Annotated in this window: 11 protein-coding genes and 2 tRNA genes; 4 read left to right on the forward strand and 9 right to left on the reverse strand. The window is 54.0% G+C overall.

Annotation, left to right across the window (positions count from 1 at the left end; all coding sequences use genetic code 11):
- The 5 genes from QN378_RS08925 to rluD form a co-directional block, all read right to left on the reverse strand.
- Positions 1-77: transfer RNA gene (locus QN378_RS08925), tRNA-Pro, on the reverse strand.
- 22 nt (positions 78-99) lie between these two features.
- A tRNA-Asn gene (locus QN378_RS08930) sits at positions 100-175 on the reverse strand.
- 288 nt (positions 176-463) lie between these two features.
- Positions 464-3,028, reverse strand: a complete 2,565-nt coding sequence (gene clpB / locus QN378_RS08935; protein ID WP_322205419.1) for an ATP-dependent chaperone ClpB — start codon at positions 3,026-3,028, stop codon at positions 464-466.
- A 253-nt stretch (positions 3,029-3,281) separates the two neighbouring features.
- Positions 3,282-4,019 (reverse strand): peptidoglycan editing factor PgeF, encoded by a 738-nt coding sequence (gene pgeF / locus QN378_RS08940; RefSeq protein ID WP_322206940.1) that lies wholly within the window; start codon positions 4,017-4,019, stop codon positions 3,282-3,284.
- Between the two features lie 8 nt (positions 4,020-4,027).
- Positions 4,028-4,990: a 23S rRNA pseudouridine(1911/1915/1917) synthase RluD gene (gene rluD, locus QN378_RS08945; RefSeq protein ID WP_322205420.1), complete on the reverse strand. Its 963-nt coding sequence runs from the start codon at positions 4,988-4,990 to the stop codon at positions 4,028-4,030.
- Between the two features lie 150 nt (positions 4,991-5,140).
- Here rluD and QN378_RS08950 point away from each other — a divergent pair, with 150 nt between their 5' ends.
- The 4 genes from QN378_RS08950 (at position 5,141) to QN378_RS08965 (ending at position 9,442) form a co-directional block, all read left to right on the forward strand.
- Entirely contained in the window at positions 5,141-6,157 is a 1,017-nt protein-coding gene (locus tag QN378_RS08950; protein WP_322205421.1) for an outer membrane protein assembly factor BamD, read from the forward strand.
- Positions 6,158-6,274: 117 nt separating this feature from the next.
- Positions 6,275-6,514, forward strand: a complete 240-nt coding sequence (locus tag QN378_RS08955) for a PP0621 family protein (RefSeq protein WP_322205422.1) — start codon at positions 6,275-6,277, stop codon at positions 6,512-6,514.
- Positions 6,504-8,096, forward strand: coding sequence for a sensor histidine kinase (locus QN378_RS08960; RefSeq protein ID WP_322205423.1), 1,593 nt, complete (start codon positions 6,504-6,506; stop codon positions 8,094-8,096). The genes QN378_RS08955 and QN378_RS08960 overlap by 11 nt, the downstream gene beginning before the upstream one ends.
- Positions 8,097-8,098: 2 nt before the next feature.
- Positions 8,099-9,442, forward strand: coding sequence for a sigma-54 dependent transcriptional regulator (locus QN378_RS08965; protein WP_322205424.1), 1,344 nt, complete (start codon positions 8,099-8,101; stop codon positions 9,440-9,442).
- Positions 9,443-9,573: 131 nt separating this feature from the next.
- Here the strand turns inward: QN378_RS08965 and thiO are convergent, their stop codons facing one another.
- From thiO to QN378_RS08985, 4 genes are read right to left on the reverse strand one after another with little or no spacing between them, the layout of a single operon-like run.
- On the reverse strand, positions 9,574-10,674 hold the full coding sequence (gene thiO, locus QN378_RS08970; protein WP_322205425.1) for a glycine oxidase ThiO: 1,101 nt from the start codon (positions 10,672-10,674) through the stop codon (positions 9,574-9,576).
- A gap of 22 nt (positions 10,675-10,696) precedes the next feature.
- A complete protein-coding gene (locus QN378_RS08975) occupies positions 10,697-11,122 on the reverse strand; it encodes a type IV pilin protein (RefSeq protein ID WP_322205426.1) in 426 nt (141 codons plus the stop codon).
- Between the two features lie 10 nt (positions 11,123-11,132).
- On the reverse strand, positions 11,133-14,204 hold the full coding sequence (locus tag QN378_RS08980) for a pilus assembly protein (RefSeq protein ID WP_322205427.1): 3,072 nt from the start codon (positions 14,202-14,204) through the stop codon (positions 11,133-11,135).
- On the reverse strand, positions 14,191-14,682 hold the full coding sequence (locus QN378_RS08985; protein ID WP_407074070.1) for a pilus assembly PilX family protein: 492 nt from the start codon (positions 14,680-14,682) through the stop codon (positions 14,191-14,193). The genes QN378_RS08980 and QN378_RS08985 overlap by 14 nt, the downstream gene beginning before the upstream one ends.
- Positions 14,683-14,686 lie beyond the last annotated feature (4 nt).

Below are 14,686 nucleotides of genomic sequence, written 5' to 3' on the forward strand. Positions count from 1 at the left end.
TGGTCGGGGTAAGGGGATTCGAACTCCTGACATCCTGCTCCCAAAGCAGGCGCGCTACCGGACTGCGCTATACCCCGATGTGGCTACATCTAGAATAAGTGGCTCCACGACCTGGACTCGAACCAGGGACCCAATGATTAACAGTCATTTGCTCTACCAACTGAGCTATCGCGGAACTATCGATTTCAGACGCAACTTTACAACTACATCGCTGAATTAACTACTTATTTCAGCCTCTTCGACTATTTCGCATCGCTGCGTTAGCATCTCTGAGGCGCGCTATTCTACAATTTTAAAAAAGACTGTCAACCCTTAAAACTGCATTTAAGACAATGATTTGCGTTTTTTTCTACTCTCCTATGAGAACGCTCAAAATAGAGGTTTCTCACCGTAAGCTGCTATGCCCATAAAAAAAGACCCTCACCGAGAGGGCCTTAGTTTATAGAGCAAAGCCGTGATCCGATCAGCCAAAAACGATCTCGTTGTTGACCACCGTGCCCGTCACACTAGCGCCTGGCAGGAAGCGTCCAGAAAGGATCAACTGCGCCAGCGGGTTTTCAATCCAGCGCTGTATCGCACGTTTGAGAGGCCGTGCGCCATACACTGGGTCGTAGCCCACCGCGATCAATTTATCTAAAGCTTCGTCGCTTAACTCCAGCTTTAGTTCGCGTTCAGAGAGGCGCCCACGCAGGCGTCCCAACTGAATATTGGCAATACCGGCGATCTGATCACGCGCCAACGGCTCAAACACCACGACTTCATCGATACGGTTAACAAACTCCGGACGGAAGTGCGAACTGACCGCATCCATCACGGCAGCATGTTGAGCCTCGCGGTCACCGACCAAGTCCTGAATCTGTGCCGAGCCCAAGTTCGAGGTCATCACGATTACGGTGTTGCGAAAATCCACTGTCCGCCCATGACTGTCAGTCAAGCGACCGTCCTCAAGCACCTGCAGCAGCACGTTGAAAACATCAGGATGGGCCTTCTCGACCTCGTCCAGCAGAACCACTGAGTAAGGCTTGCGGCGGACAGCTTCAGTCAGGTAGCCGCCTTCCTCATAACCTACGTATCCCGGAGGCGCGCCGATCAGCCGAGCGACGGAGTGTTTCTCCATGAATTCAGACATGTCGATGCGAATCATGGCTTCTTCAGTGTCGAACAAAAATTCTGCCAGCGCCTTGCACAGCTCGGTTTTACCAACGCCGGTCGGGCCGAGGAACATGAATGAGCCGCTCGGGCGGTCCGGGTCGGAGAGACCGGCACGGGATCGACGTACAGCATTTGAAACCGCGATGACCGCTTCGTCTTGGCCGATGACGCGCTGATGCAGCAAACTTTCCATCTTCAACAGCTTGTCGCGCTCGCCCTCAAGCATTTTCGACACTGGAATACCGGTCCACTTGGACACAACCTCGGCAATTTCTTCTTCGGTAACCTTGCTGCGCAACAACTGATTTTCGCTTTTTCCGTGCTGATCGACCATTTGCAGGCTGCGTTCCAAATCCGGAATGACCCCGTACTGCAACTCAGCCATACGATTCAAATCACCCCGACGGCGGGCAGCTTCCAACTCTTGGCGCGACTGCTCGATTTTCTGCTGGATCTGCGCCGAACCTTGGACCTCAGCTTTTTCAGCCGTCCAGATCTCTTCTAGATCAGCGTACTCACGCTCGAGCCGGTTGATTTCTTCCTGAAGCTTTTCAAGACGCTTGATCGCCGCCTCATCGTCTTCTTTTCGTAGCGCCTGGGATTCAACCTTCAGTTGAATCAGACGCCGCTCCAGACGATCGAGCACTTCCGGCTTGGAGTCGATCTCCATACGAATGCGGCTGGCCGCTTCGTCGATCAGGTCGATGGCTTTGTCTGGCAACTGACGATCGGTGATGTAGCGGTGGCTCAGCTTGGCCGCTGCGATGATCGCACCGTCGGTAATCGCCACTTTGTGGTGAACCTCGTAGCGCTCCTTCAAGCCCCGCAAAATTGCAATGGTGTCTTCTTCGCTCGGTTCTTCTACCAATACTTTCTGGAAGCGCCGCTCAAGGGCTGCGTCCTTCTCAATGTATTGACGGTACTCATTGAGCGTGGTCGCGCCGACGCAGTGAAGTTCGCCACGCGCCAGTGCAGGCTTGAGCATATTGCCCGCATCCATTGCACCTTCGCCTTTGCCAGCACCGACCATGGTATGCAGTTCATCAATAAACAAGATGATCTGGCCCTCTTGCTTCGAAAGCTCATTGAGTAACGCCTTCAAACGCTCTTCGAACTCACCACGAAACTTGGCACCCGCAATCAAGGCGCCCATATCTAACGACAGCACACGCTTACCCTTGAGGCCGTCGGGCACTTCGCCATTTATGATGCGTTGAGCCAAACCTTCGACAATTGCGGTTTTACCCACGCCTGGCTCACCGATCAGCACTGGGTTGTTCTTGGTGCGACGCTGCAGCACCTGAATGGTCCGACGAATCTCGTCGTCGCGTCCGATCACCGGATCAAGCTTGCCTTCTTCAGCGCGCTTGGTCAGGTCGACCGTGTATTTGTCCAAGGCCTGACGGGACTCTTCGACGTTGGAGTCATTCACCGCCTCGCCGCCACGCAGATTGGTGATGGCGTTCTCAAGGGCTTTTTTGCTTACCCCTTGGGCAAGCAACAGTTTGCCGAGCTTACTGTTGTCTTCCATCGCAGCCAGTAAAACCAACTCACTGGAAATGAACTGGTCACTTTTCTGCTGTGCCAGGCGATCCGCTTGGTTGAGCAGCCGTGCCAAATCCTGCGACATGTTGACGTCGCCGGTAGGATTCTGAATTTTTGGCAGATGGTCGAGCTCTTTGCTCAATTCTTTGCGGAAGCTGTTGACGTCAAAGCCAACCTGCATCAGCAGCGGCTTGAGTGTGCCGCCTTGCTGTTCAAGTAGGGCCTGCATTAAATGTGCAGGCTCAATGGCAGGGTGATCGAGGCCTACCGCCAACGATTGGGCATCAGATAACGCTAGCTGCAATTTACTGGTTAATCGGTCAATACGCATAATTCACCTTCCTTAGAGCAGGCCGGAGCGATGGACACACCTATAAAGAAAACCTGCGAGATAGCCCATAAGATGTGGTCGATTTTGCAGTATTCAAGCGCAATTTGATTGACGCAGATCAGCTACTAAGGGGTCTGAGCGTAGCAGCTCAGGCACGACCCTGTGGAGCCAACTGGTTGGCGAAAGGTCGTATGCGCTTTTAGCCGTTCAGATAGCTCGCCAGCACGTTAGTCCACAGAGGATAGCGTCGGTATTACAAGGAGTGGGGGCTATCAATCCAGACCAGAGATGCAAACCGCCCGGTACGAGCGCTGCGGCGGTAGGAATAAAAACGCGGGTCATTGACAGTGCAGAATCCACCTCCATAAACCGCAGTCACTCCGCACGCGGCCAAACGCAGGCGCGCCAGAGCGTAGATATCGGCCAAAAAGCGACCGTCGTTCAAGCTGGGTACAAACGCCTCAACGGCTTCAGGATGCGTGCCAACGAACGCATCACGCACTTCGGGCCCGACTTCAAAAGCCTGAGTCCCGATTGCAGGCCCCAGCCAAACCATGATTTGGCTGACGGGCACCGCCATTTGAACAACTGTCGCTTCCAAAATGCCAGCCGCCAACCCCCGCCATCCTCCGTGTGCCGCAGCCACACGGGTTCCCGCACGGTCGCAGAACAGCACCGGCAAACAATCGGCTGTCATTATGGTGCAGGCAACACCGGGGGCGTTGGTCCAACTAGCGTCAGCGGCGACCACACGGAGCGGGTTTGCTTGAACGACGTGAACCCCATGTACTTGGCTCAGCCAAGCAGGCTGAATGCCCAAGTGCGAGGTCAGACGTATCCGATTAGCAGCCACTGCCTCCAGGTCGTCATCAACATGATCACCGAGATTAAAGCTATCGAACGGCGCCAGACTGACGCCGCCCGCACGGGTGGTGACACAGGATTTGATATTCCCTGGCGCAGGCCAGTCAGGTATCAACCACTGCGCCAAGAATTCGCTCACCCGATGAACGCCTCGCGATCTTGCTTCAAGAGCGTCAATAACCAGACAAAGTCGTCTGGAAGGGGCGATTCCCATTTCATGCGCTTACCGGTGATCGGATGATCCAGCTCCAGGAAACGCGCGTGGAGCGCCTGACGCGGAAAATGCTTCAGCGACTCGACCATAGTCACACTGGCCGCCGGTGGAATACGGAACCGACCACCGTAGGCCGGATCTCCGACCAACGGGAAGTTGACGTGTGCCATGTGAACGCGAATCTGGTGAGTGCGACCGGTTTCCAGCTTGACTCGCACATGAGTGTGGGAGCGGAAGCGCTCAAGTACACGGTAATGACTTACCGCCTGCTTCCCGCCTTCCATCACCGCCATACGCTGACGCTGCTGACCGTGACGACCAATCGGTGCGTCAATCTTGCCGCCGGCGGTCACGACACCAATAACGATGCATTCGTAAATCCGGCTGACCGTGCGGCTTTGCAGCTGAGTAACAAGCTGGGTCTGCGCCTGAATGGTTTTGGCCACCACCATCAAACCAGTGGTGTCTTTGTCCAGACGATGAACAATACCGGCTCGCGGCACATTGACTATGTCTGGAAAGTGATGCAACAGAGCATTAAGCAGCGTGCCATCGGCATGACCGGCCGCTGGGTGAACCACCAAACCTGAAGGTTTATTGATCACCATTATTTGATCGTCCTCGTAGACGATATCGAGCTCAATATCCTGCGCCACCCATTCACCTTGGGCTTCCTGCTCTGCGGTCAGGTGCAGAACAGCGCCGCCATGCACGATGTCACGTGGCCGTATAACGGCCCCGTCCACAGTCAGGCAGCCGTCTTTTATCCAGGCGGAAAGGCGCGAGCGCGAGTGCTCAGCGAATAATTGTGCGGCGACTTGATCGAGGCGTTGACCACCCATTTCGGACGGTACCTCTGCGCTAAGTTCTATATTCTCGGACATGGCCAGACTAGGAGGCGGCGTAGCCTTTGGTTTCGGCTGCGCGCTTGTGGTTAAATACGGCGTCTTTTGCCCCGGGGGTTCCGCGGGGCGCCCATCATAACAGGACGGCCACGCCCAAGACAGCGGGCCGTCATAGGGACGCTAGCCGCCATGCAAGTGAAACACCTGCTGCTGATCGCCATCCTCGCACTCACCGCCGCGTGTTCATCGAAAGAAGTAATCGACGAAAACTTGAGCGAAGTCGAGCTGTACCAGCTGGCGCAGGCCGACCTGGACAATAGTAGTTACTCGAGCGCGACCAACAAGCTGAAGGCTTTGGAGTCGCGGTATCCGTTTGGACGCTATGCCGATCAGGCACAGCTCGAGCTGATTTACGCCAACTATAAAAACGGTGAGCCCGAGGCTGCGAAGTCTGCTGCTGAACGCTTTATCCGTTTACACCCGCAACACCCCAACGTCGATTACGCCTATTACCTTAAAGGTCTGACTTCATTCGACCAGGACGTCGGCCTGCTGGCTCGCTTCCTGCCGCTGGATATGACCAAGCGTGACCCCGGCGCCGCTCGTGATTCCTATAACGAGTTTGCGCAGTTGACCGCTCGTTACCCCAACAGCCGTTATTCGCCTGACGCCAAGCAACGCATGATTTATCTGCGCAACTTGCTGGCGGCCTACGAAATCCACGTAGCCGATTATTACTTGACCCGTCAGGCTTACGTTGCAGCCGCCAACCGTGGGCGCTATGTGGTAGAAAACTTCCAGGAAACACCGGCCGTTGGCGACGGCCTTGCAGTGATGGTCGAGTCTTATCAGCGCATGCACCTGGATGCACTGGCGGCCACCAGTTTGGAAGTCCTTAAGCTGAACTACCCCAATCATCCCAGCCTGGTTGATGGTCAGTTCGTGCCGCAGGTCTCAGACGCGGACAACCGCTCGTGGCTGTCCAAAGCGACTTTGGGCTTGATCGAGAACCGTCCACCTCTGCCGCCAGGTGAAACCCGCGCCAACCAGGACGTGATCAAACAATACCAAGACGCTAAAGACGCGATTCCGAAAGACCTGCTTCCTGACAATCAGGATCAGGTAGACGAAGAACAGCATCAGGCGCAAGGCAACACCAATGATCGCTCGTGGTTCAGCTACATGACCTTCGGTGTATTCGACTGATTCCGCCGTAGTGAGAAAAGAGGCCTGCGGGCCTCTTTTTTTATTCGCGATTTCTGTGCTGTGCGCCCGTCATGTCCTTGGCTACACTGCGAATCTTTATTCAGAAAGCTGGTAGCCATGGTTCGCTTACTGTTGTGGGTCATTTTAATTGCGGTGGCGGTGTACTACTTCAAGCGCCTGGGAAAACACTCAGCGGCACGCAAGAGTCCTGCGCCTCCCGAGGGTGTCGCAGCTCCAATGGTTCGCTGCGATCACTGTGGCGTTCATTTGCCGCGTGACCGTGCACTTAGCCAGCAGAACCAATGGTATTGCAGCCAGGCCCATCTTGAACAAGGCCAAGGCTCCCGTGACCGCTGAAGTACTTTCACTTAACGGCATTCAAGGCCAGCGAATCCTGCGGCTTTATCATCTGTATCGCGTGGCCATCGGCATCACGTTAATCCTGCTGATCTCCAGCAACCTCGACACTGACCTGCTCGAACTGGCCAACGCGGACCTGTTCAGAAGCGGTTGTTGGGTTTACTTGATCGTCAACATCATGGCCGGTGTGCTACTGAACAGGCCAGAACACGCGGCTCAGGTCTTCAGCCTGGCGATGGCCGATATCGTAATGCTGTCCGCACTGTTCTATGCAGGCGGTGGCCCACCCAGCGGGATAGGCAACCTGCTGATAGCCTCGGTGGCTATCAGCAATGTGTTACTGCGAGGACGCATCGGCTTGCTGATTGCTGCGGCAGCTGCCATCGGAATTATTTACCTGACGTTCTACCTCAGTTTCAATCGCCCATCGGCTTACAATCATTACCTTCAGGCTGGCTCGCTCGGTGCGTTGAGCTTTGCCGCCGCGTTGTTAGTACAAGCACTCACTCGACGCCTGCATCTGAGTGAAACATTGGCCAATGCACGTGCTGCGGATGTCGACAATCTGGAAGCCCTTAATGCGTTGATTCTGCAACGCATGCGTACCGGCATCTTGGTACTCGATGCTCGGCGCAAGGTATTGCTGGCCAATCAAGGGGCCCTGACATTAATTGGCCATGAGCCATTGACTGGCGAAACCATTGACGAGTACTCACCCCAACTGGTGGATCGTCTACGGCAATGGTTAATCAATCCGATGTTACGCCCGCGTAGCGTCGAGACATCCGTTGCGGGCCCGCTGCTGCAACCGAGCTTTATCGCGCTAAATCACGGGGAGCACCGGCAAACGTTAGTGTTTCTCGAGGATTTGTCATTAATTTCTCAGCAGGCTCAACAACTCAAATTGGCGGCATTGGGGCGCCTGACAGCCGGTATTGCTCACGAAATCCGTAATCCGCTGGGTGCCATCAGCCACGCAGCTCAGTTGCTAAAAGAGTCTAACGAACTGACAACTCCAGATCGTCGTCTGAGCCAGATCATTCACGACCAGACGCGGCGGATGGACCAGGTCATTGAAAATGTCCTGCAGCTATCTCGTCGCCGCCAAGCAGATCCGCAGTTACTTGACCTCAAAGGTTGGCTTGAAGATTTTGTCGACGAGGTCCGTGGCTCAATCCTTACCAATCAACTGTTGCACGTCGACATTGGCACCGGAACGTTAAGCACGCGGATGGACCCCGAACAATTGACACAAGTGGCGATCAACCTGCTGCAGAATGCCTTGCGTTACAGCGCCCAGATCCACGACTTGACGCAGGTTTGGTTTCATCTGTTTCAAGATCCGCTCAGCGACTTATCGGTACTTGAAATACTCGACGACGGTCCTGGTGTTGCCTACGAACAGCTACCAAAGATTTTCGAACCGTTCTTCACCACAGAAAACAAAGGCACCGGTTTGGGCCTATATATTTCCCGTGAGTTGTGCGAAAGCAATCAGGCGCATCTGGATTACAGACCCCGGGAAGGCGGTGGCAGCTGTTTTCGAATAACCTTTGCCCATCCGCTGAAGTTGAGCTGACCATGAGCCCACAGCAAAAAATCCTGATCGTCGACGATGAACCGGACATCCGCGAACTGCTGGAGATCACGCTGGGGCGAATGAAGCTCGACACCCGCAGTGCCCGCAACGTCAAGGAGGCCCGGGATTGGTTACAGCGCGAACCTTTCGATTTATGCCTGACCGATATGCGCTTGCCTGATGGTAATGGCCTGGAACTGGTCCAACACATTCAACAGCGTTATCCCCAAGTGCCGGTGGCCATGATCACCGCCTACGGCAGTCTCGATACCGCGATCAATGCGCTGAAAGCCGGAGCTTTCGACTTCCTGACCAAGCCGGTAGACCTCACTCGCCTTCGCGAGTTAGTCGCTAGCGCGTTGCGCATGCACACCCCCAGCGGCATCGAAAATACATTTGATAGCCGCCTGCTGGGCGATTCGCCGCCGATGCGGGAATTACGCAAGCAGGTCAGTAAGCTGGCTCGCAGCCAGGCTCCGATTTACATAAGTGGCGAATCGGGCAGTGGCAAAGAATTGGTAGCACGTCTGATTCACGAGCAAGGTCCGCGCATCGACCATCCGTTTGTGCCGGTCAATTGCGGGGCAATTCCCTCAGAGCTGATGGAAAGCGAGTTTTTCGGTCACCGCAAAGGCAGTTTTACCGGCGCGACCGAAGACAAGCCCGGGCTATTCCAGGCTGCTAACGGTGGAACACTGTTCCTTGACGAAGTGGCTGACTTACCCTTGGCGATGCAGGTTAAATTGCTCCGGGTAATCCAGGAAAAAGCCGTTCGTAGCATAGGTGGTCAGCAAGAACTGGTCGTCGATGTGCGCATACTGTGCGCCACCCACAAAGATTTGAATGTTGAGGTTACCGCCGGACGCTTCCGTCAGGATTTGTACTACAGGCTAAACGTCATTGAACTGCGTGTCCCTTCGTTGCGCGAACGCCGAGAAGACATCGTGCAGTTGGCTGACAGCATACTCCGGCGATTGGCAGAGAACTCAGGCCAGCCTCCTGCCACGCTCAACGCCCCGGCAATAGAGACCCTGAAAAGTTATCGTTTCCCGGGCAACGTGCGCGAACTGGAGAACATGCTGGAGCGCGCTTACACCTTGTGCGAAAACGACCAGATAGGAGCCAATGACCTGCGCCTGATCGACACCCCCGCCGTCGGCGGCCCGGGCGAACATCACTTGGCCGACATCGACAATCTGGAAGACTACCTGGAAAGCATCGAGCGAACGCTGATCCTCCAAGCCCTCGAAGAAACCCGCTGGAACCGCACCGCTGCCGCCCAACGCCTAAACCTGACATTCCGCTCGCTAAGGTATCGGTTGAAGAAGTTGGGATTGGATGATTGATTCGCGCCCAAGCCGGCAGGTACGTGAAAGCGTACTGCTGCAAAAGCAGACCTGTTCGCGAGGCTGAAGGCATGCCCCCCTTAGCCAACACGTTGGTTTAACGGGTCGAGGCCGCCAATCTCAATCGTGTTTCAGCCTAGCCGTCCTTCAGGCGCATAAGGTGCTGCATTGATCATTGGCTCCTGCCCCATCAGCAAATCAGTGAGCAATCGGCAAGACGCCGGGGCGAGCACCAGACCATTTCGGTAATGCCCGCAGTTCAACCATAAACCATCAAAACCGGGCACCGGACCAATAAACGGGACGCCTTCGGGCGACGCTGGCCGTAGCCCTGCCCAATGCCCTACGACTTCGGCGTCGGTCAGGGCCGGTATCAGCTCTTCGGCCGACACCTTCAGGCTTTCGAGTGCAGTGCTGGTCGGAGTCTTGTCGAAACCTTCATGCTCCAGCGTGCTACCAACCAGAATGTGGCCATCACGTCTGGGAATCGCGTACCGGCCTTTGGCGAGAATCATGCTCGGGAGAAAGTCCGCCGCACATTTGTACAAAATCATTTGCCCCTTGACCGGCTCGACTGGCAATTCAAGGCCCAGGGTTTTCAATAACTCACCGCTCCACGCGCCTGCCGCTAATACCACTCGGTCGCCGAGTATGTCGCCAGAGGCCGTGCTAACGCCCAGAACAGTGCCGCCATCACGGATAAACCCGCTGACTTCACAGTGCTCGTGAAGGGTGACATTGGGCAGCGACAACAAAGCCGCTTTCAGCGACTTAACCAAACGCGGGTTACGTACATTGGCAACGTCAGCCATGTATATCGCACGGGAATAGCCACTGCCCATGACCGGAACCGCTTCATACACGGTGGAAATATCTACTGCACGTAAAGGACGATTAGCGGCCGCTGCCCACTCCAACGCTTCTTTTTCATCTTCAAGATCAAGCCAATAAAGACCGGTCGTATGGACTTCAGGATCAACGCCCGTGATTTCGAACAACCGGTCAGCCAACTGTGGGTAATAATCCTGCGACCAATGCGCCAAGGCCGTCACCGCCGGGCTGTAGCGCCACGGATAAAGCGGCGAAACAATTCCGCCACCCGCCCAAGACGATTCCTGTCCGACGTCGGAGCGGTCCAGCAGGACCACACTTTCAACCTCAGTGGCCAGATTGAACGCGGTCAACAGACCGATCACTCCGCCGCCGACAATAACTACCTGTTGCTTGAACATAGTGAACTCAATGCAAAAAAAGTTAGCGGCCCCAACAGATTTGGGAGGTGGCTCCACCCGTTACGGCGGTATTACTACGCAAGCCGGTGTTGTCGATCACAAAATTGCCGCATTTATCGCCCGCCATCATAGTGCCTGCGATGGGGGTCGCCGTCAGCGTGAATGCAGCGGCGGTTCGAACTGTCGCGGCAAGGGTGTAATAGCCATTTCCGGCCGGGAGGGTCAAAGCGACGGCAGGTGGACCAACCACGTCGGAATACTGCCCATTTCGCGTATAAAATCGCTCCATGCTCTGCGCCGTTGCGGATACCAGTGCTGCAATTTCAGAGCGATGCGTTCGCTTCACATACTCGGTGTAACTGGGATAAGCAACCGCCGCCAGAATACCAATGATCGCTACTACGATCATTAATTCAATTAAGGTGAAGCCCTTGATTCTTTTATGCATGAACAACTTCCTACTGTATCTGGCGCCACATGATTCGGCGATTGATAACACCACCAGGCTCTAAATAGGCAGCTGCCGGGCCTCCCACACCTTGTATTATGACTCGCTGATTAGTGGCAGAGGTGGAAACAATTGAGGTAATAACGGGTATGCCAGTCACGAAATGAAGTCCAGCGGCGACGGCAGTATTACCCAATATTGGAAACGTCAGCATTTTTCCGCTGGTGGCATCCAATTCGATTACGTTTCCCGCGCCTGCACTGGCACAGGGGTCAGTGGTATCCAGGATCGCAGTAGTAAAATATACCCTGCCGAATCGCAATAGCGCTGCGTATATAACCCGTTCTCCGGCGTTGACACCACCCACCGTCAGCGGCATGTAGAAACCTTTCTGGGAAGTGTAGTCGACATTATTTTGGCTCGTCGAAATCAAAGACCCGTTAATGCCAGTTATCGACTGCGCCTGCAGTTGGCTTTCAGTGAAGTTTCCATTGATATCATCATCCAGTACCGCGTAAAACGCCTGACGCGACTTAGTGCTCTTGTCGGCCGTTTCGTTAAGCTTACCGCTGCCGAAATAGATTAGCTTGCGACCGTTGGTGTAGCTACCGATAATCGGCTGAGCAGTAATTGCCTGGGTCGCACCACCAGAGGCCGTAAACAGCGGTTTACCGGAAAACGCCACCTTCCAATTGGCTGGCACCGGATCACTCAAATCAAACTTCCACATTTGTCCTTTGAGGTCTCCCCCATAAGCATATTGAACGACGCTTTGGGCATTGACTCTCAACTTGACCGACGACAAGCCATTCGATCCACTTATATCGGTCACAATCTCTTTAATCAACGAACCGTCGCGAATATCAACAACGTATAACGACGCAACGCCCGTGTAACTGCCATACCCATTAGAGATAAATGCCGCCCATCGCCCATCCGATAGCCGCGCAATTTCCGGTTTTGCATACGCATACCCCAAATCATTGAACACATTGGCCGTAGTTGATACGTCTGGCGCCCGAATCTCCCATAAGGCATTGATGACATTACCTGCTGAGGCGTCGAACAACTGAAGAGCATAAAAGGCTTTGCCACCCGCCCCGGCGCCGCCCACCGCCACGGTTTTCCATGAAGCATCAAACTTCGCATCAACGACGGATATTTGTCCATCGACTAAAAATTTATGTGTCACTCCGTTGATATACGCAGGATCGGCTACATAGTGCAGGTTGGGCAGTACACTCGAAGGCATATAGGCATATAACCGAGTCCCTTTTCCGGCATCAATAACGTTAACCAGGCCATCATTCGCATTGACTACCAAGCTGGCATTCATAGAAGCCTTAGTAGTCAGATACGCTGTATAGCTGGTATCGCCCGCAGAATCCGAAGCGGTGTGGGCCGCCGGGGATGCGTAAGCTAATGGTGAGTTGATCACATCGCCTAACAATACAGAGCGGACTTTGAAGCCGGTCTTGCTAACGCCTTTGCTCCACTCAATGAGATCGTTGCCGGACAAACCCGATGGCAGATTTAAGTTCAGGGTCGCCTGCTGATTGGTTGAGAAGTTAGCGTAAACCAGTGAAACCACCGCATTGGACAACGTATTCCAAGACTGATAAGTCGGTGTTATCCCGGGAACGATGGTCGTATCGGTGACCCAAGTGGGGGTGGTCGTATTGAGCGAACCATCGGTATTAAAGGCGAACGCTTTGACAGTGCCGCGCCAATCCGTGGGATCGTAAAAGGTTTGAAAGTACTTCGTCGTAGAGGACAATGAAGCAGAACTCGTTGAGCCGCCGCCACCCGAGCCCGCCTTAGAGGTGATGTCATTCAAGGCAGCCGAGAGTGCAATGTTCAACCCGGCGCTATTGTTTGCTTGATAATATTGGCCATGTCCGTACCTGGCCGCATCCGAAAGCATCTGGTTCGTCGTAGTAAAACCTACGGTATACGTCAATAAATTCTGTTTCGGGAAATCTGTTGAATCCCAGCTCTTGCCAGCCAAGTCATTCCCGCCAGTTTGCATATCGATGTCATATGCAAATTTCGCCAAGTCATCCAGGTATAAAGTGTCTCCCTCGCCATCGCCATTAAGGTTCGCCCCATCGTTATTTATCCCGTCCCAATTTGGCAAATTTGCGCCGCCCAGTGGGTCATCCGCCGGAAAGGTTCGGTCATAGGTGGGCAAGCCATCGGTAATCACCACACCATAGTTCTTTTGGCAACGGTACTGGATTGGACTAGTGAAGGTAGTGGATGGGATATTTTGAAACGATGTCATACCTCGAAAATAGCGGGTAATTTCATAGTAAGTTTCCGCCAACGGCGTGTTTGCGATCGCTGCTAAACCGTTGATCGACGAGAGCAGATTGTTATAGTTGGTATCCGCCTGAGCCTGAGTCGTGGTGCCAGTGACCGAAAGATCACTGACTGCCCGAGTGATAGTGCCGCCGGGACCATAGTCTTGGTAAGTTGGAGGATTGAAGGAGGCAAGACCTATCCGCAGATTTCGATTACTGGCGACCAAAGCCGATGAGACATTGCGCGCGACATTAACTCTATAATCGTTGGGAATGGAGCCGTCGGTATAATCTTTCGTTGAGGTCGTTGACTGCGCCAGCAAGTAAGAGAGATAGGTAGCGGCATAGCGCGTCTGCCTATTTCCTACCGGATCCGGCAACTTCAAACACGTAATATTTCCGGTTGAGTTTGTTTTACTAAATCCGTAATAACCAGTGCCACATCGCCCATAACCTAAACTACTGAGTTGATAGTTGTCATTGGTCATATCCAAGGCGTTCAAGCCATTGCAGCTGCTGTCCGAGTTGCAGGCATAGACGGATGGACGCCCAGTAGCGGTGGGGTCGTACCCTGTCGCCCAAATGATACTGTTCATGCTGCCGGAGTCATCCACCAACAGCATGACATTGGGCGTTACTGAACCAGCGCTCAACAATGGAGAGTCAGCCGGCGTAAAAGCGTAAACCGGGGCGGCAAGATACAGTCCTAAAAACACACCTAAACCCAAGTTCAAGGTTCGCGTAAGGCTGGCGGCAGACTGCTTTTTATTTTTTGGCATAAATGCTCTCCAGCACGGTGCGTGAATTCCCCTGAATACCCACTCCCGTTATTCGATACAGGATCGTAGAGCCACTACTCATGTTGATGGGGTCCATGGTTGTACCGATCATCTGTACTCCATAAAATCCATTACCAACGGCGACCCATACAACTCCAGAAACGCCACCCAAGCCACTCGATGTGAGAGTGGTAGAGTCCGAAGGAGGACTGCATTTGACGCTGGTGAGGGCGACGTCACAGACCGGAATGCTATAGGCACTCGCCGAAACGGCGTTTTCACCGATCCGAAGCGCTGTTTCCGCTAACTGGAAAGATTGATTACGTAGCGTCACGCTACCCGCCATTTTCTCCTGCAAGGTTGCATTTTGCATGGATGAAATACCCAGCAACGTCAACAGCAGGAGAAATACCAAGCTCACCAAAAGCGCCATGCCACGTTGCGATCTGCCGGCGCGTGTAACTTGAGGTCTATTCATTTTC

It is taken from the genome of Pseudomonas sp. 10S5 (assembly GCF_035019745.1).
GTDB lineage: Bacteria > Pseudomonadota > Gammaproteobacteria > Pseudomonadales > Pseudomonadaceae > Aquipseudomonas.

Bases quoted from the DNA above. Each gene is read 5' to 3' on its own strand.
- QN378_RS08965 (WP_322205424.1), top strand. From the start codon at position 8,099: ATGAGCCCACAGCAAAAAATCCTGATCGTCGACGATGAACCGGACATC.
- QN378_RS08980 (WP_322205427.1), bottom strand. From the start codon at position 14,204: ATGCCAAAAAATAAAAAGCAGTCTGCCGCCAGCCTTACGCGAACCTTG.
- QN378_RS08955 (WP_322205422.1), top strand. From the start codon at position 6,275: ATGGTTCGCTTACTGTTGTGGGTCATTTTAATTGCGGTGGCGGTGTAC.
- clpB (WP_322205419.1), bottom strand. From the start codon at position 3,028: ATGCGTATTGACCGATTAACCAGTAAATTGCAGCTAGCGTTATCTGAT.
- QN378_RS08985 (WP_407074070.1), bottom strand. From the start codon at position 14,682: ATGAATAGACCTCAAGTTACACGCGCCGGCAGATCGCAACGTGGCATG.
- QN378_RS08975 (WP_322205426.1), bottom strand. From the start codon at position 11,122: ATGCATAAAAGAATCAAGGGCTTCACCTTAATTGAATTAATGATCGTA.
- QN378_RS08950 (WP_322205421.1), top strand. From the start codon at position 5,141: ATGCAAGTGAAACACCTGCTGCTGATCGCCATCCTCGCACTCACCGCC.
- thiO (WP_322205425.1), bottom strand. From the start codon at position 10,674: ATGTTCAAGCAACAGGTAGTTATTGTCGGCGGCGGAGTGATCGGTCTG.
- rluD (WP_322205420.1), bottom strand. From the start codon at position 4,990: ATGTCCGAGAATATAGAACTTAGCGCAGAGGTACCGTCCGAAATGGGT.